We start from the raw sequence: 17,298 nt of genomic DNA on the forward strand, positions 1-17,298 counted from the left end.
GTCTCTCCATGCCCGGAGCCCTCCCCCGGGCCCACATCTGCCAACAAGATGGAGAGGTTCGCGCCGGTTCAGTGTGCGATGATCTGCGACAACTGCGCAAACATCGCGAGACCGCCCATGACGATCAGGATCAGGAACATGGCGAAGGCCGCAATGGTCCCGAGCCGGAGTAGGGTCCCGTAAGGCCCGTCGAACATCTCCGGGAGGACATGATGGTAGGGCTCGGCCAGTGCTTCGTCGCTGCGGTACACGGCCCTTGGCAGTGAACCCCGGCGGCTCGGCGGGCTTTGTATCCAGTCCGTCCTGTCTTCCCGGATCGGTTCCTGCAGCGCATCTGCCAGCGGCGCGACATCGGAAAAGTCATATACGGCTCGTTCGTATATGGCTGGAACGGGCGCGGGACCGGCAACAAGACGACGATAGGCCTGCGCCACCTCGCCGCGCGTGGCGACGCCGAGCTTGGCGCGGGCCAGCATGATGCGCTGATCGACCGTATGGTGAGAGATACCCAGGATGCGCGATATCTCCTTGGAGGTCTTGTGCTCGATCAGGAGGTCGAGGACGGCACGCTGCTTGTCGGTAAGAGCTGTCAGGATACCCTGCGCAATCTCCGATTCGGTCGACTCGGAACGTAATGTACCATCCTGGTCCGCCACTGCCTGCGCTGCCGCAGAACAAGCCGGCTTGTCGGCATCCGGCAGGCGCGGCATTGCTAGCTTATGATCCGACTTTCCCATGATTTCTTGTTATGACCCTGAAATCGCCAAACCGGCGGTAAAAATGGATTAAGACTGGCTTGACCGCAAGAACTACTCAACTTCATCACCTGTTTCGGACCAAATCGTACGAGTGGACATTGCCGACTGTGGCAAAAAATCATATGACTCCTAACATAGGTTAAATTAGATATTAACTCCGGAGCAAGGATCGCATGAAGCCGCGGATGTTCGCCCGGCGAACCGGCAAGGTTCTCGCAACCAGCCGTGCGGCGATGGCGCTCGTGTTCCTTGTGGCGCTTCTGATTGATCCCACCACGCCAGGACCTGGCGGTTCGGGCGTTTACATCATGCTGGCTGCCTACCTCGCGGGCGCTGCGGTGATGATCATGATCGCCTGGCGCAGCTGGTGGTGGGAGTTCCGCCTCGCGCCGTGGGTTCACGGGATCGATACGCTGGCATTTGTCTTCGCGGTCTACTTCTCCGAAATCAGCAAGGCGGATTTCAACAGTCCGTTCATGGCGCTCACCGCGTTCCTGCTGATCAGCGCGACCTTGCGCTGGGGCTGGTTTGCTGTCGCGTGGACAGCGCTCGCACTGATCGGGCTCAATCTCGTGATCGGCACCGGACTGTTCGTCCTCGGCTTCCCGTTCGATCCATACCGCTACGGCCGTCGGTTGATGTATCTCGGCGTCCTCTCGATCATGATGGTCTGGCTCAGCGGCGAGCAGCGCGGGCCGCGTTCCGCGCCGATGCCGCGCACCCCCGGCACGCCCGGCGAGCGGCGCAATGCGATCCTCGTGGATACGCTGACCTTCGCGCGCGTCTCACTGCAGGCGCGCGGTGCAGCCATCGCGGTGCCTCACGGCGAGGAGCCCTGGACCGAATTGCTGCGCGATTCCGGCTATGCGGTGATTGTCGAGCGGCTGGGGCCTGAAGTGCTGGAGGGCTGCTTCGGCGAGCCGGACCGGGCCTCCCTGATCGACCGCACGCGCGGGCGCCGCATCATCAGCCGCGCCAGTTCCTATCCGATCGCCTTGAATGGCCCGGTCGACGCGCCGCTCGCCGAGCATTGCGGGGTCAAGGAGGCGATGATCGTCACCTTCGAAACCGCCGCGGGCCCCGGGCAGCTCCTCATCTGGGGCATTCCGGACATGTGCGTCGACGATCTCCCGCTGGTCGAGACGATCGGCCGCCACCTCAGCACCGAACTCGACCGCGAAGATCTTGCGGAACTGGCGCAGGCCGCGTCCGCCGCCGCGCTGCGTGACGCGCTCGCGCGCGATCTGCATGACAGCGTGGCGCAATTTCTCGCCGGCACGCTGTTCCGCCTCGAAGCACTTTCGCGCTGGATCCGCGAGGGGCAGGATCCCACCGACGAGATCAACGACCTCAAGGCCGCGCTCAGGCGAGAGCAGGGCGAACTGCGCGCGATGATCCAGCGGCTGCGGCGGGGCGAGGAAGGCGACCGCCGCACCGATCTCATCGAGGAACTGGAAACACTGCTGGGAGAAATGAGCCAGCATTGGCACATCACCGTCCGGCTCGAGGCGCAGATCCGGCCCATGCCGGTATCGATCGGCCTTGCCCACGAATTGCGACAGTTGATGCGCGAGGCGATCGCCAATGCCGCCCGCCACGGCAGTTGCAGCGATGTCGCCGTCTCGGTCAGCACCGGCGGTCCGGGCCTCACCTTGCGGATCGCCGACAACGGCGAAGGCTTCCCCACCGACAGTCCGATCCATCGCCCCCGATCGATCAGCGAACGCGTCGAGGCTCTGGGCGGAACTCTCTCGATCTGCCATAATCGCCCCGGTGCGGTGCTTGATATCGCTTTGCCCAATAGGATTGCCTGATGATTCCCGTTCTTGTTGCCGATGATCACGGTTTCATTCGTGCCGGTGTCGAAGCCGTTCTGCGCGGCAGCCGGTTCCAGGTCGTTGCCGGCACGGCCAGCGGGGAGGAAACGCTTGCCGCGATCAGCACCCACGATCCGTCCATTGTCCTGCTCGATATCAACATGCCCGGAATGAACGGCGTGCAGGCGCTGGAAGCGCTGCGGTCGAAGGGGGACAAGCGCGCGGTCGTGCTGCTGACGGCGGGGATCAACGATCGCCAGCTGCTCGCGGTGATGCGCGCGGGGGTCGAAGGCATCGTCTACAAGGACGGCGCCGAAGGCGGCCTCGTCGAAGTGCTCGAGAAAGTCCACGCGGGCGGCAAGGCGATCGATTCCGCCCTGCTCCAGCGCGCGCTCGATCTCTCGTTGAGCGTCGAGACCGGCGGCCCGCTCGAACGCCTCAACCAGCGCGAGCGCCGGATCGCCCGCCTCGTCGCGCGCGGCATGCGCAACCGCGATATCGGCGCGGAGCTCGGCATCGGCGAAGGCACGGTGAAGGTCTACCTCCACGCGATGTACCAGAAGCTGGGCATCGAAAACCGCACCGAACTCGCGCTGCTGGCGGTCAACGACCCCGGCGAGTAAGCCCGGCCCCGGCCCGCTCAGGCCGGTTCCAGCACCACTGTTGCCGCCGCCGTATTGCTGATCGGCAGGTGGTAGTTGCGCATCACCATCGCCTGCGGTGCATCGCCCAGCGCTCCGCGTGCGGCGATCCAGTTGAGGATTTCGACGCCTTGCGTCCCCGCCAGTTCGGCCACTTGCTCGGCCGTCTGGCCGGTAAGCGCAGCGGGATCATCGGCCAGGTGATCGAGGCAGAAGCGGTCGTAGTCCGGGTTCATGAACCCCGCCCGCGCGCCCTCCAGCTGGTGTGAAAGCCCGCCGGTCCCCATCACCACGATCCGCTCGTCCCCACGCCAGCTGCGCAAGGCGCGGCCGACAGCCTGCCCCAGCGCGAGGCAGCGCCGCGGTGAGGGCAGCGGGAACTGCACCGTGTTGATCGCGATCGGCACAAGCTTGACGGGCCACGCCTCGGCATCGGGCCAGGCCAGCTCGAACGGGATCGAGAGCGCATGGTCGACCATCATCTTCTGGCAGGTGGTGATGTCGAATTCGGCCTCGACCAGTGTCTCGATCAGATGCCAGGAAAGGTTCGGGTGGCCCTCGAAGCTCTTGTAGACCGGCAGGCCCCAGCCCTCGTCCGCGTTGTCATACCGCGCGGCTGCGCCGACCGCGAACGTGGGCATGGCATCGAGGAAGAAATTCAGGCCGTGATCGTTGTAGAAAACCACCGCGACATCGGGGCGGACATCGGCAAGCCACCGCCGCACCGGCGGAAACCCGTCGAAGAAGGGCTTCCAGTAGTCCGCCTGCTGATCGCCGCGCTGGATCGCGCCGCCGATGGCCGGAACATGGCTGGTGAAGTAACCGCCGACGACCTGTGCCATTACACGCTCTCCCGCTGGCAGTCGGCGGCTAGCCTCCCGCCCAGATGCAATCCGCCGAGTTCAGGATCGACCCCGGCCCGCGCGGCGATCAGCATGGCCTTGAAATCCGCCACACTGCGCCCGGTCTGGAGCGCACCCAGATCCTGCACGTTGAGCCCCAGGATGCCGGCCAGCTTGGCGAGGTAATAGACGTTGCCGCCAGCCGCGAGCATCGCGGGCACATCCCGCGCGGCGACCGCAGCGCGTTGCACCTCGGTGAGGCCGTACTTGCGACAATAGCCGTCTTCATCCGCCACAAAGGCCGCGCGGTTGGCTGCGTCGTTGAACGAAAAGCACATGGCGTTGAGCGCAAGGCCACGCATCGCAAGATCACCATCGAACAGGGCTGTGCCGGGGATCGAGCGGCGCAGATCACGCGATGCAGGAGACGATGCAGGTGGCATGGGACACTTCTCTCGCCGGAAGGCCGGGATGCCCCGGCATCTCTGCCTAGCAACCCCGACGCGACCGCGAATTGACCGGCGTCAATCCCGCCGCGCCAATTGTGAAACGCTTGCTTCTAGGCAAAGTTACGTAACGGACAATGCGGATTGCGCCCATATCGCCGCGGCGCCAATCTTGGATCCATGGCCCTGACCAATGCCGAGCGGCAGCGTCGCTATCGCCAGAAGCTGAAACTTCGCGCATCGCCGGATGGCGTTGGCGCGCAGGCGCGTGTGGCGGTCGAGCGTGCGGTGCAGGCGCTCTGGGCCTTTCACCAACGGCCGGGTCCGGGCGGAATCGACTGGTCCGCAATCGATGGGTGCACGTCGCTGGCAGAGTATCGCTCCGAACTGGAGCGAAGTCCGGGTAATCTGATCCAAGCAGCGCGGGCATTTATCCCCGATTTTGCCGGGCTCACTGCCGATGAAGCGCGCGCCATCGCCGTGGTCATCGCAATCTCCGATGCGTTGCGCCTTGCTCCCGCACGCGATTACGCCGTCCCCGGGGAAGCTTGAGCCTGGCCCTGCTTCACCGTACAGATTGCGCTATTCCCTATACCTAACATGCGGTTAATGGCGTTTCTTGTCACCTGAACAACCCTCGAGCCGCCAGTCACGCCGTCGCAGCCTTGATCTCACTTGCGAGTCGATCAGATTGCATTCTGGCACGCGGCTAGCATTCCCGTTGCCTAGACGTATTACAGTAACGCAACATCCCTAGGCGGGTCTTCCGCCGATGGGGATGCAAGTGCGCTTGCACGATGCAGTTGTATCAGGTTAGCCGCAAGACGGCAGGGGGACTATGAGCGTAGACAGACAATTCATGCGGCTTTTTGCAGCGCGTTATCGCGGCGGCATTGTTCTGGTCGCCGTGGCCAGCGTGATGCTCAACGTGCTGGTTTTCGCCGGCTCGGCCTACATGCTGCTCGTTTACGATTCCGTCTTGCCCAGCCGCAGCGTGCCGACGCTGATCGGCCTGTTTGGCATGCTGCTGCTGGTCTACGTGTTCCAGTCGGTGTTCGAGGCAATCCGGGGCGAGGCTCTGCTGGGCATAGCCAACGGGGTTCACGACGATCTGTTCGAAGCCGTGCATTATGCCACGGTCACCCGCCCCTTGCGCGCAGGCGCGGACAAGGGCGACGGCCTGCAGTTCACGCGCGATCTCGATTCCATTCACACTTTCCTTGCAGGGCAAGGTCCGATTGCACTGATCGACCTGCCGTGGGTGATCATGTTCATGATCGTGCTGTTCGCACTGCACTGGTGGCTGGGCGTCACCGCACTGGCCGGTGTGTTCGTCATGGCCGGGATCGCCATCATCTCCAACCGGCGCACCAATGCCGGTTCGCGCGAGCTTGCCAACATCACCGGCCGCCGCTCCGCTGCTGCCCTGTCCGAAATCCGCTTTGCCGAAAGCGCTTACGCGATGGGCATGCAGGAACGGCTGGTGGCGCGCACGGCAGGGTGGGAAGGCAATTTCATCGAAGCGCAGTCCTACCTCTCGCGCACGGTCACCCGGCTCGGCGGCGCGAGCAAGGCATTCCGCATGCTGCTGCAGTCGCTGATCCTCTCGGTCGGCGCGCTGCTGGTGATCGACGGCAAGGCAAGCGGCGGCGTGATCCTTGCCTCCTCGGTGCTTTCGGGCCGCGCACTCGCGCCGGTCGATCAGGCGATCGCCACCTGGAAAAGCCTCGTCGCCGCGCGCATGGGCTGGGGCCGCATCACGCAGGCCGTCGCCACTTTCCGCAAGCCCGCCGCGCGCGGTGTCGTGCTGGACCGCCCTTCAAGCGAGCTTTCGGTGCGCGATATCTGGGTCGCGCCGCCGGGCACGCAGCGCTTCACGCTCTCGGGCGTCTCGTTCAACCTCACGCCGGGGCAGGTGCTCGCCGTGATCGGGCCGAGCGCAGCGGGCAAGACCACGCTGGTGCGCGCGATCCTCGGCATCTGGAAGCCAAACCGCGGCGAAGTGCGGCTCGACGGCGCAACGCTCGACCAGTGGGATCAGGAAACGCTCGGCAGCTATTTCGGCTATGTTCCGCAGACGGTGGACCTCGTCGACGGCACGATCGGCCAGAACATCGCACGGTTCGATCCCGATGCGACGTCCGAGGGGATCATGGCGGCGGCCAAGGCTGCCGGGATGCACGAGGTGATCCTCGCCCTCCCCGACGGCTATGAGACACCCGTTTCCGCCGGCGCGGTCGAGCTTTCCGCGGGACAGCGCCAGCGCATCGGCCTTGCCCGCGCGCTCTATGGCGATCCGTTCCTGCTCGTGCTCGACGAGGCCAATTCCAACCTCGATGCGGCCGGTGACGCGGCACTGGCCAATGCCATTGCCGGCATGCGCGCGCGCGGCGGCATTGTCATCATGATCACGCACCGCCCCGCCACGCTGGGCCCCGCGACCCACCTCGCAGTCATCAACACCGGACGACTGATGGACTTCGGCCCGCGCGATGAAGTGCTGCAACGCATGCAGGCGCAGAACGCGCCGGGCCAGGTCAGCGCCGAAGCCAGCAGCAATCCGGCCAGGGAAGCCACAGCATGAACATGCCCACCACCATTCCTGATCCCGCGCGCCAGCTTCTGCCGGTGTTCGCAGAGGAAGGGGCGGACAAGGCAAAGTCGCCGGTCCTGCTCAAGCGACTGACCTACACTATCGGCGGCCTGTTCATCGTGCTGCTCCTGCTCGCCGCGCTGATCCCGATGGGCGGTGCGGTGATCGGCGGCGGCTCGGTCGGCATGGAATCGCGCGTGAAGCGCATCGCCCACCCCACCGGCGGCGTGATCAAGGCGATCTATGTGCACAATGGCGAGCACGTCACGCAAGGTCAGCTGCTGATGCGGCTCGACGACCGGGTGACCGGTGCCGACGCGACGTACTCCAACCTCACCGTCGAACAGCTGCTGGCGCAGAAGGCGCGGCTCGAAGCAGAGCGGCTCGGTTCGGGCCGACTGGTCTTCCCGGCGGAGCTGGTCAATTCGAAGAACCCCAGTGCTGCCAAGGCCATGGCTGACGAGAGCCGCCTCTTCTCGATCCGCCAGACCGAAGAAGCGGGGCTGCGCGCGCAGCTCGCCGCGCGGGTGCAGCAATACAACGAGGAGATCCGCGGGCTGGAATCGCAGATCGCCGCGCTCAAGGAGCAGCGCCGGCTGATCGAGCCCGAGCGGCTGGGCGTGAAGGACCTATGGGACAAGCAGCTCGTCACGATCAACCGGCTCAACCAGCTGGAGCGCACCGCGGTCGATCTCGACGGCAACGTCGGCTCGCTCCAGGCGCAGATCGCGCAGGCCCGCGCCCGCATCACCGAAGCGCAGCAGCAGTCGATCCAGCTCGCGCAGACGCGGCGGGTGCAGGCCGGCACCGACCTCGCGCAGATCAATACCGCGCTCAACCAGCAGCAACTGCGCAGCGTTGCCGCATCGGACCAGCAGGACCGCAGCGAAATCCGCGCGCCCTACACCGGGGTCATCGAGAAGATCGCGTTCGCTGCCGTCGGCGACGTCGTGAAGCCGGCCGAGCCGATCATGGAAATCGTGCCCGATCGCGATACCTTCGTGGTCGAGGCGATGGTCAGCCCGGCGGACATCGACCAGACGATGGTTGGGCAGAAGGCGCGCGTGCTGTTCACCTCGTTCAACCGGCCGACCACGCCCGAGATCCTCGGCAAGGTGATCTACGTCGCGACTGACCGCAGCGAGACCCCGGAAACCCGGCAGGCCTTCTACATGGTACGGATCGAAGTCGATCTGGCTGCCGTGAAGAAGGAAGGCCTCGCGCTGCGCAGCGGCATGCCGGCGGAAGTCTACATCGAGACCGGCCACCGTTCGATGCTCTCCTACCTCACGAAGCCGTTCATGGACCAGTTCATGCGCGCCTTCCGCGACAATTGAGCGGCGTGACAATGGCCCCTCGACTGTACATTCGCGCTGTGCTGCTCGCTGCCTCGGCGGCCTGTGCCGTGCTGAACCCGGCTTTTGCGCAAGAACTCCCGATGGCGCGTCCGGTTCAGGGCCCGCCCGATACCGGCGCCTCGGCGAGCAGCTATGGCACCGAAGATCCGGACAGCGGGCGCGATCCCGGCGATTATCGTGCCGACGCGGATGACAACACCGCTGACGTAACCGACCGCATCGCCGTGCGCCCCGAGCTGCCGGAGGGAACCCCGGCCGATGTCGCGGAACTCGCGGCTTCGGGCACACCGGTGACGTCGCTTACCGACGCGCTGCGGTTGGCCTACTGGACCTCGCCGACGCTGCTCGCCCAGCGCGCGACGGTGCGCAGCTTCGACTACCGCATCGCGCAGGCGCGGGCGAACTACGGGCCGCGGCTCACCTACAGCCTCGCCACGACCTTCCAGAGCGACCGTTTCGACCAGCGTCGCGGCCCGCCGCTCAACCTGTCCGGCTGGACCACGACAGCCTCGGCCATTCTCAACCAGCCGCTGTTCACCTTCGGCCGCAATGCCGCGCAGGAGCGCAACTCGCAGGCGCAGCTCGAATTCCAGCGCCAGGTCTTGCGCTCGACCGAGCAGCAGGCCCTGCTCGATGCCATCGCCACCTATATCGGCGTGCTGCGCGATCGGGCGGCGGTGCAAATCGCCAAGGACAACCTCGCCGCGCTGCAGCGCCAGCTCGATGACAACAAGTCGCGGCTCGCGGTGCGCGAAGTGACTGCGACCGATGTGCAGCAGATTGCCACACGCGTGTCGCTGGGTCAGGCGCAAGTCTACAACGCGCAGCGCGATGCCGCCTCGAGCGAGGCCGCGTTCCTGCGCATGGTCGGCGTGCCCGCGGGCGAACTCGTGCCGCCCAATCCGCTCCAGTTGCCGGTTGTCCAGCTCGAGGAAGCCTACGCCTATGCGGAGCTGCACAGCCCGATCGTACTCGCCGCGCAGGCGCGCGAGAAGGTCTCGCGGGCCAGTGTCGCAGCGGCGAAGTCGGATCTCCTGCCGCGCATCGATTTCCAGGGCAGCGCCAGCTACGGATCGCAAAGCGCCTATACCGACGATCTGAGGCAGCGCGATCTGCGGGGGCAGTTCATCATTTCCGGGCCGATCTTCGAAAGCGGCCTGCGCAAGGCGCGGGTGAGCGAGGCGATGGCCGCGAACGACGCTGATTGGCGCCTGCTCGATGCGTCCCTTCGCGAAAACCGCGCCACGCTTGCCGCCGCATGGAACGACTGGCAGGCCCAGCAGGCCGCGATCGCCAGCTTCCGCTCGGCCGAAGATTCCGCGCGCAAGGCCTATGAAGGCGCGGTGCTGCAGCAGCGTGCCGGGCTGATCACCACGCTCGATGTGCTCGATCTCGCGCGCGAACTGCTGCTGGCGCGCAGCAATTCGAACACCGCCATCGCCAACGCCTATGTCGCCAAGGCCCGCGTGCTTGCGGCGGCGGGCGCGCTCGAGCAGGCGTGGCTGATGCCCGATGCCGCGCGCTATGACGCCGAGCGGCACTTGCGCAAGGTCCGGCACAACGGCGATGTGCCGCTTGCCACCCCGATCCTGCGCGCGTTCGAGAATGCCGGCGCGATCGGCAGCACCGCCACCCGCCCGGTGCGCGATCCAACCGGCGAGCGCACCGCCGCACCGGTCGTGATCGTCCCGGCAGACAAGCTGGTCGCCCCGGCCCCGCCCCCTGCCGATCCGCCGAAGTAGGCCATGCCCGGCGGGGGCCACAAAATAGTTCTCGCAAGGAACCCCCGGCAGGAGTAGCGGCGCGCCGATGGACCGAAACGCGACTCAGGATGGCGTGCCGCCAGACGGCACGGCCGCCGACCACAGCTCTGTTTCCAGCAGCGAAGCGGCGGCGCCTCCTTCCGAGTCCCACCACACAGGCCACGGCCATCAGAAGGAAAGTCTTGCCACGCTCGCTGTCGGCGCGATCGGCGTGGTGTTCGGCGATATCGGCACCTCGCCGCTTTACTCGTTCAAGGAAACGTTTGTCGGCCACCACTTGCTGAAGGTGGACCAGACCCACGTGTTCGGCGTGCTCAGCATCGTGTTCTGGACGATGATCCTGATCGTGACGGTCAAGTACCTCTTCATGGTGCTGCGCGCTGACAACAAGGGCGAAGGCGGCAGCCTCGCGCTGCTTGCGCTGGTCAGCCGCTGCCTGCCGAGCCAGCGCTGGACATATGTAATGGCCCTGTTCGGCCTCACTGCGACGGCGCTGTTTTTCGGGGATGCCATGATCACCCCGGCGGTCTCGGTGCTTTCGGCGGTCGAGGGGCTCACCGTGGTGCATCCTGGCTTCGAGCATCTGGTGCTGCCGATATCGATCGCGATCCTGTTCGGCCTGTTTGCCATCCAGTCCCGCGGGACGGCAACCATGGGCAAGCTGTTCGGGCCGGTGATGATGTTCTATTTTCTGACCATCGCGGTGCTGGGCGTAATCGGCATCATGGAGGCGCCGGAGATTCTCTGGGCGCTCAACCCCCTCCATGGCTTCCGCTTCTTCGCACACGATCCATTGATGGCTTACCTCGCGCTCGGCTCGATCGTGCTGGCGGTGACCGGGGCGGAAGCGCTTTATGCGGATATGGGCCACTTCGGCCGCCCTGCAATCACCACGGCCTGGCTCGGCTTCGCGTTTCCCTGCCTGCTGCTCAACTACCTCGGGCAGGCGGCAATGATCATGAACCGGCCCGAAACGGTGGTGAACCCCTTCTTCCTGCTCGCGCCGGAAGGCCTCCGTCTGCCGCTGGTGCTGCTTGCGACGGCGGCGACGGTGATTGCCAGCCAGGCCGTGATCTCGGGGGCCTTTTCGGTGTCGCAGCAGGCCGTCCAGCTTGGCTATCTTCCCCGCATCCGCATCCGCCACACGAGCGCTACCGCGGCGGGACAGATCTATGTGCCGCTGATCAACTGGGCCCTGCTCGCGCTGGTGGTCATGCTGGTGATCGGCTTCCGCACTTCGGGCAACCTCGCCTCGGCCTATGGCATTGCCAACACGGGCACGATGTTCATCACCTCGTGCATGTTCGGCGTGCTGGTGTTCCAGGTATGGAAATGGCCGCCGCTGGTGGCGGGCTTCTTCACCTGCCTGTTCCTGCTGATCGATGGTGCCTACTTCACCTCGAACATGACCAAGATCCCCGATGGCGGCTGGTTCCCGCTGGTCGGCGCCTGCATCATTTTCACGATTCTCAGCACCTGGTCGACCGGCCGCAGGATCATGCGCGACCGGCTTGCCGAGGATTCCATGCCGTTCGACATCTTCCTGGGTTCCGTCTGCCAGAAAGTGCGGCGCGTGGCGGGCACCTCGGTGTTCCTTGCCTCCAACGCCGAAGGCATTCCGCCCGCGCTGCTGCACAACCTCAAGCACAACCACATCCTGCATGACCGGGTGGTGGTGCTGACGGTGGAGACGCAGAACGTGCCCCACGTACCTCCCGAAAAGCGCCGCGAAGTGGAAGACCTCGGCCACGGTTTCTACCGCATGATCATCCGCATCGGCTTCATGGACGAGGCCGACGTACCCGCCGAACTGGGCGCGGAAACCCGCGCGGGTGGCGCGTTCAAGCCGATGGAAACGAGCTACTTCCTCGCCCGCCAGACGCTGATCGCCTCCAAGCGGCCCGGCATGGCGATCTGGCGCGAAAAGCTCTTCGCATGGATGGTGCGCAACGCCGAAAGCGCGATGGTGTTCTTCCGCCTGCCGACCAACCGCGTGATCGAGCTGGGCAGCCAGCTGGAGATCTAGGCTCGCAGCTCCACCACCGTATCCGCCAGCCGCGCGACGTCGCCGCGGTCGTGGCTCACCAGCAGGATCGGCAGCGCCAGTTCGGCCCGGATGCGCAGGATCACCGCGATGATCGCCTCGCGCCGCGCATCATCGAGCGCGGTCAGCGGCTCGTCCATCAGCAGGAAGCGCGGACCCGCCAGCAGCGCTCGACCGATGGCCACACGCTGCGCCTCCCCGCCGGACAGCGTGCGCGGGCGGCGGTCCAGCAGCGGCGCGATATCGAGGAAGGCAGCCGCCTCATCGAGGCTCAGGAAGCGGCGTTCGGGCGGCGCGAGCCGGTGCCCGTAAAGCAGGTTGTCGCGCACCCGGCGGTGGGGAAACAGGCGCAGATCCTGAAACACCATGCCGCAGGCGCGCTGCTCGGGCGCAAGGTTCACGCCCGCAGCGCTGTCGAACAGCACTTCGCCGCCCACCGCGATCCGGCCCGCCTCGGGCCGCAGCAGGCCGGCAATCGCCTCCAGCACGCTCGACTTGCCCACCCCGGAAGCGCCGACGAGTGCGGTAATCCCGGCAGGCGCGGAAAGGCGGCAGGCAATCGTCCGCTCGCCGCGCCGCAGGGTCAGGTCGATCTCAAAGGACATGGCCGCCCCTGCCGCTGCCCGAAGCCCGGCTCAGCGTCTCCGACGCCACGAGCGCCGCCAGCGACAAGGTCACCGCCATCAGCGCCAGCCGCCACACCGCGCTGTCCCCGCCCGGCAGCTGGAGCGCTGCGTAAATCGCCAGCGGCAAGGTGCGGGTCTCCTCCGGGATATTGGAGACGAACGTGATCGTCGCGCCGAACTCGCCCAGCGAGCGCGCAAAGCCGAGCACTGCGCCTGCCAGCACACCCGGCGCGGCGAGCGGCAGCGTGATCGTCGCGAACGTGCGCCAGGGCCCCGCTCCCAGCGTGCGCGCGGCCTGCTCCAGCCGGGGATCGACCGCCTCAAGACTGAGCCGGATTGCGCGCACCATCAGTGGAAGCGCCATCACGGCAGCGGCGATGGCAGCGCCGGTCCAGCGGAACAGCACGCTGACGCCGAACAAGGCAAGGAAGCGCCCGCCCGGCCCCTCCGGCGCGAAGGCGATCAGCAGCAGCCAGCCGATCACCACCGGCGGCAGTACCAGCGGCAGGTGGACAAGCCCGTCGAGCAGGATCTTGCCGGGAAAGCGCATCCGCGCGAGCACCCACGCGAGGCAGAACGCCACCGGCAGCGCGCCGGCAATCGCGGCCAGGCTCACTTGCAGCGAGAGCACGACGATGCCCCATTCCTCGGCGCTCATGCCCATTGCCAAGGCGTCCGCTCAGCGCGTACCGAAGCCGTATTGGCGGAAGATCGCCTTGCCTTCCGCCGATACGATGAAGCGGCGGAAGCTCTCCGCTTCCGGATTGGACGAAGCGGCGAGGCGGGCAACCGGGTAAACGATCGGCCAATGCGTGCTCGCCGGAATCCACCCCGCGACACGCACCGAGCTGTCCGCCCGCGCATCGGTTGCATAGACGATACCCAGCGGAGCGGCACCGCGCGAGACAAGTGCCAGGGCGGCGCGCACGTTCTCTGCCCGCGCGATATTGCCCTCCACGCTCGGCCAGACCTTGAGCCGGGTCAGCGCTTCCTTGGCATAGCGACCCGCGGGCACCGCATCGGGATCGGCCAGCGCCAGCCGCCCGCCACCCAGTGCTTCAGCCAGCGGAAAGGCGGGCCGTACCACCAGGCTCACCCGGCTGCGGACCGGCGCGACGAATACGAGCCGGTTGGCGAGAAGGTCGACACGCGTGGCCGAGACGATCAGATTGCGACCGGCGAGGTAGTCCATCCACTCCTGATCGGCCGAAAAGAACAAGTCTGCCGGGGCCTTTGCCGCGATCTGCCGGGCAAGTGCGGAGGACGCCGCGAACGACAGGACTGGCCTCGGATGCCCCTTCTTCGTCCAGCTGTCTGCCGCCGCCGTCAGCGCTTCCTGCAAGCTCGCCGCCGCCAGCACGAGCGGCCCGCGCGCCTGCGCGTGCGCTGGCGATGCGATCGCCGCAAACAAGAGAATGCAGAACACGACACAATGCCGAACATGGCGGAACGGGAACAGCAAGGCGGGCTCCATCAAGCTATATCCCGTGATATACAGTCCTCGCACAAATTGCCTAGCGCGAATTGGCTGCTTATGCTGCGCACGGTCGGCGATCCTCACGCTGTCATACCCTTGCCACCGTTTCAGCCGAAGGCGCGCCGATGAACTTTCTCCGACATCCCCTGCTTCGTCCGCTGCTGGCAGGTGCCGCCCTTGCCGTCTGCGCCGCTGCACCAGCCGTCGCCGCCGATAGTGATGCGCAATCCATCTGGCATGGCGCCGGTCCGGTCACGCCGGTCGACGCAGCGCGCGAGCCGGTCTACGGCCAGCCTGCCAGCGATTTCAGCGTGATCGTCTGGCTCGATCCGGAGTGCCCTTATTGCAAGGAGTTGGGGCGCACGCCGGAAAAGGTGGTCGATGCAAGCGGCGGCCGGGTCAATCTGGCGGTGCGCCTCCTGCCCTTGCCGATGCATGGGCGCCCTGCCCTGATCGCGGCGGCGACGGCACGGTGCATCGGCCAGCAGACATCGGCCCCCGCCTATTACCGCTTCCTCGACCGCTACATGGAACTGACCCGCACCAATGGTGCCGGTCTTCCGGAAAAGCCCGGGATCACGGTGGAAGCCTTGGCCAAGGCCGCCGGCGTCGCCGACCTCGCCGCGCTCGATGGCTGCGTCCACGCGCCGGGCACGGTCGAGGCGCTCGGACAGGAATTCAACGCAGCCAATGTCGCAGGAGTGACCGGAACGCCCGCCATCGTCGTGCGCGACAATCGCACCGGCAGGGTGGCCATGACCGAGGGCGCCATCCCGCTGGAGGAATTCAACCGCGCGATCCGCACGCTCGGCGCGCGAGGGGCGGATTGAAAAACGGCGGCGGAAGCCGAAGCTGCCGCCGCCAGGATTGGGATGTAACCTTCACTACCGACAGGGAAGTGATGCATTTCTATTACCTGCCCAGCCCTTAATACAGGATGAATTCGTAGCGCCTTGCGCGCATCTACTCCGCAATAAATGATGCGCATTTTGCAAAAGTCTGATGCGTGGCGACGTGGGTATCCGTCAAACTACGGTCACATAAAGAGTCGCGCCGCGCTCCGGCTTGGCGTAAACATAGCACGTAGGCCGCGTTTTCCGCTGCGTTTCAACGCGAAACAGCGCCGGCTACCCGGCAACGAGGGGGGCGAGGTGGGGATGGAGAAGACACTCGCGGCGGCTGCGAGAGGGCCATTGGCGAGTGGAAAATCCGGGCAATTCCTTTACCACTCGCGATGATAGTACCTGGCATGCGCAACCCTGTCGACGATCCCTCTGTCGCGCTCGTGGCCATCCTGCGGCGTGAGGCCGGGATGCCGGAGGAAGCGCTCGCCCGCGCGCGGCTGGTCGAGGGCGAGACGGGCGAAACGCTCGACAAGATCGTCACGCGGCTGGGCCTGATTTCGGAGGCTGCGCTCGCCGATGCCCTCGCCCACGCGCTCGGCTTGCCGCTGGTCGAGCCGGCCCAGTTCCCGGCCGAGACCGCCGCTGTGCCCGAAGTCTCCGCCCCCTTCCTGCGTGATCGCCGGGCTTTGCCGCTGTCCATCGAAGACGGCGCGGTCGTCGTCGCCATGGCCAACCCGCTCGACCGCGAGGCGGTGGACGGCATCGCCTTCGCCACCGGTCGCCGCGTCGAGCCGCGTGTCGCGCGCGGGGGCGATATCGATGCCGCCATCGACCGGCTCTACCGCAGCGACGCCATCCCGACCGAAGTGGAAGACGAAGTCGACGAAGGCGATCTCGAACGGCTCAAGGATCTCGTCAGCGACGCGCCGGTGATCCGCGCGGTCAACCGCCTCATCGCCGATGCCGTCGATGCCCGCGCCTCGGACATCCATCTCGAACCGACCGAGGACCGCCTCGCCGTCCGCTTCCGCATCGACGGCGTGCTGCGCGACATGCCCGCCAAGCCCCCCGCCATGCGCGCGCCGGTGGTCAGCCGCATCAAGGTCATGGCCGGGCTCAACATCGCCGAGCGCCGCCTGCCGCAGGATGGCCGCCTGCGCCTCACCGTGCGCGGCCACGAGATCGACCTGCGTGTCGCCACCGCTCCCTCGATCCACGGCGAAAGCGTCGTCATGCGCATCCTCGACCGCGCCAACCTCGCGCTCGATCCCGCTGCATTGGGCTTCGATGCAGCGCTTGCCGCGCAGTTCCTCGCCGCGCTTGCCCAGCCGCATGGCATCATGCTCGTCACCGGGCCGACCGGTTCGGGCAAGACCACAACGCTCTATGCCGCGCTCGCGCACCTCAACGCGCGCGAGCGCAAGCTGATGACGATCGAGGACCCGATCGAATACCGCCTCCCCGGCGTCGTGCAGAGCCAGATCAACCCCGCCATCGGCTACAGCTTCTCCAGCGCCCTGCGGTCCTTCCTGCGGCAGGACCCGGACGTGATGATGGTCGGCGAGATCCGCGATACCGAGACCGCGCAGATCGCGGTACAGGCCGCGCTCACCGGCCACATGATCCTCTCGACCTTGCACACCAACACCGCAGCCGGCGCGGTCACCCGCCTGCTCGACATGGGGGTGGAACCGTTCCTGCTGTCCTCGGTGCTGACCGGCGTCCTCGCGCAGCGGCTGGTACGGCGGCTCTGCCCGCATTGCCGAGAGCCCTATGAGGCGGACCCGGCGCTGCTGGACCGGCTCGGCATCGCCGCCGCGCCGCATGAGCGCCACACCTTTTACCACCCCGTCGGCTGCCCGCAGTGCAAGGGCTCGGGCTATGCCGGGCGCATGGCCGTGTTCGAGTTCATCCGCATCGACCGCGAACTCGGCGCCCTGATCCTCGCCCGCGCCGACACCCGCGCCATAGCCGAGGCCGCCGCCCGTGCCGGCTCGGGCAGCTTGCGCGCGGACGGCATCACCAAGGCCCGCCTTGGCCTCACCGCGCTCGAGGAAGTGCTGCGCGTGGCGAGCGAGGACTGAGCGG

General features: G+C 66.4%; 15 protein-coding genes. 9 read left to right on the forward strand and 6 right to left on the reverse strand.

Annotation, left to right across the window (positions count from 1 at the left end; all coding sequences use genetic code 11):
• Positions 1-68: 68 nt before the first annotated feature.
• A complete protein-coding gene (locus NDB2M1_RS02720) occupies positions 69-710 on the reverse strand; it encodes a helix-turn-helix domain-containing protein (RefSeq protein ID WP_083554661.1) in 642 nt (213 codons plus the stop codon).
• A 221-nt stretch (positions 711-931) separates the two neighbouring features.
• Between NDB2M1_RS02720 and NDB2M1_RS02725 the strand changes: the two genes are divergently transcribed.
• Together NDB2M1_RS02725 and NDB2M1_RS02730 are read left to right on the forward strand one after the other, a co-directional pair.
• Positions 932-2,572: a sensor histidine kinase gene (locus NDB2M1_RS02725; RefSeq protein WP_083554610.1), complete on the forward strand. Its 1,641-nt coding sequence runs from the start codon at positions 932-934 to the stop codon at positions 2,570-2,572.
• Entirely contained in the window at positions 2,572-3,198 is a 627-nt protein-coding gene (locus NDB2M1_RS02730; protein WP_054121063.1) for a response regulator, read from the forward strand. Before NDB2M1_RS02725 ends, NDB2M1_RS02730 begins: the two co-directional genes overlap by 1 nt.
• Positions 3,199-3,215: 17 nt before the next feature.
• Here the strand turns inward: NDB2M1_RS02730 and NDB2M1_RS02735 are convergent, their stop codons facing one another.
• Together NDB2M1_RS02735 and NDB2M1_RS02740 are read right to left on the reverse strand one after the other, a co-directional pair.
• The gene (locus tag NDB2M1_RS02735; RefSeq protein ID WP_072379302.1) at positions 3,216-4,058 is read right to left on the reverse strand and encodes a class III extradiol dioxygenase family protein; all 843 of its coding nucleotides are present in this window, start codon (positions 4,056-4,058) and stop codon (positions 3,216-3,218) included.
• The gene (locus NDB2M1_RS02740) at positions 4,058-4,501 is read right to left on the reverse strand and encodes a protocatechuate 4,5-dioxygenase subunit alpha (protein ID WP_072379304.1); all 444 of its coding nucleotides are present in this window, start codon (positions 4,499-4,501) and stop codon (positions 4,058-4,060) included. The genes NDB2M1_RS02735 and NDB2M1_RS02740 overlap by 1 nt, the downstream gene beginning before the upstream one ends.
• 183 nt (positions 4,502-4,684) lie before the next feature.
• On the opposite strand from NDB2M1_RS02740, the gene NDB2M1_RS02745 reads away from it, so the two are divergent.
• From NDB2M1_RS02745 to NDB2M1_RS02765, 5 genes are all read left to right on the forward strand, one after another.
• A complete protein-coding gene (locus NDB2M1_RS02745) occupies positions 4,685-5,056 on the forward strand; it encodes a hypothetical protein (RefSeq protein WP_054121060.1) in 372 nt (123 codons plus the stop codon).
• A 307-nt stretch (positions 5,057-5,363) separates the two neighbouring features.
• Complete coding sequence (locus NDB2M1_RS02750; protein WP_231624904.1) at positions 5,364-7,088, forward strand: type I secretion system permease/ATPase; 1,725 nt, start codon at positions 5,364-5,366, stop codon at positions 7,086-7,088.
• Positions 7,085-8,434 carry an HlyD family type I secretion periplasmic adaptor subunit gene (locus tag NDB2M1_RS02755; protein ID WP_072379308.1) on the forward strand — a complete coding sequence of 450 codons (1,350 nt, stop codon included), beginning with the start codon at positions 7,085-7,087 and terminating at the stop codon, positions 8,432-8,434. Before NDB2M1_RS02750 ends, NDB2M1_RS02755 begins: the two co-directional genes overlap by 4 nt.
• An 11-nt stretch (positions 8,435-8,445) precedes the next feature.
• Positions 8,446-10,197 carry a TolC family protein gene (locus NDB2M1_RS02760; protein ID WP_253185747.1) on the forward strand — a complete coding sequence of 584 codons (1,752 nt, stop codon included), beginning with the start codon at positions 8,446-8,448 and terminating at the stop codon, positions 10,195-10,197.
• 67 nt (positions 10,198-10,264) lie between these two features.
• Entirely contained in the window at positions 10,265-12,244 is a 1,980-nt protein-coding gene (locus tag NDB2M1_RS02765) for a potassium transporter Kup (RefSeq protein ID WP_083554611.1), read from the forward strand.
• On the opposite strand, the gene NDB2M1_RS02770 is transcribed toward NDB2M1_RS02765, so the two are convergent.
• The 3 genes from NDB2M1_RS02770 to modA are packed head-to-tail and all read right to left on the reverse strand — an operon-like array spanning position 12,241 to position 14,362.
• Positions 12,241-12,867, reverse strand: coding sequence for an ATP-binding cassette domain-containing protein (locus NDB2M1_RS02770; protein ID WP_072379312.1), 627 nt, complete (start codon positions 12,865-12,867; stop codon positions 12,241-12,243). The genes NDB2M1_RS02765 and NDB2M1_RS02770 overlap by 4 nt on opposite strands.
• Entirely contained in the window at positions 12,857-13,546 is a 690-nt protein-coding gene (gene modB, locus NDB2M1_RS02775; protein WP_143146594.1) for a molybdate ABC transporter permease subunit, read from the reverse strand. Before modB ends, NDB2M1_RS02770 begins: the two co-directional genes overlap by 11 nt.
• A gap of 21 nt (positions 13,547-13,567) precedes the next feature.
• Positions 13,568-14,362 carry a molybdate ABC transporter substrate-binding protein gene (modA, locus tag NDB2M1_RS02780; RefSeq protein WP_083554612.1) on the reverse strand — a complete coding sequence of 265 codons (795 nt, stop codon included), beginning with the start codon at positions 14,360-14,362 and terminating at the stop codon, positions 13,568-13,570.
• Positions 14,363-14,490: 128 nt separating this feature from the next.
• On the opposite strand from modA, the gene NDB2M1_RS02785 reads away from it, so the two are divergent.
• Both NDB2M1_RS02785 and NDB2M1_RS02790 read left to right on the forward strand, forming a co-directional pair.
• Positions 14,491-15,195, forward strand: coding sequence for a DsbA family protein (locus NDB2M1_RS02785; RefSeq protein ID WP_072379316.1), 705 nt, complete (start codon positions 14,491-14,493; stop codon positions 15,193-15,195).
• A gap of 419 nt (positions 15,196-15,614) precedes the next feature.
• A complete protein-coding gene (locus NDB2M1_RS02790) occupies positions 15,615-17,294 on the forward strand; it encodes a GspE/PulE family protein (protein ID WP_072379318.1) in 1,680 nt (559 codons plus the stop codon).
• The last annotated feature ends 4 nt before the right edge of the window (positions 17,295-17,298 follow it).

The organism is Novosphingobium sp. NDB2Meth1, assembly GCF_900117425.1.
Classification (GTDB): domain Bacteria; phylum Pseudomonadota; class Alphaproteobacteria; order Sphingomonadales; family Sphingomonadaceae; genus Novosphingobium.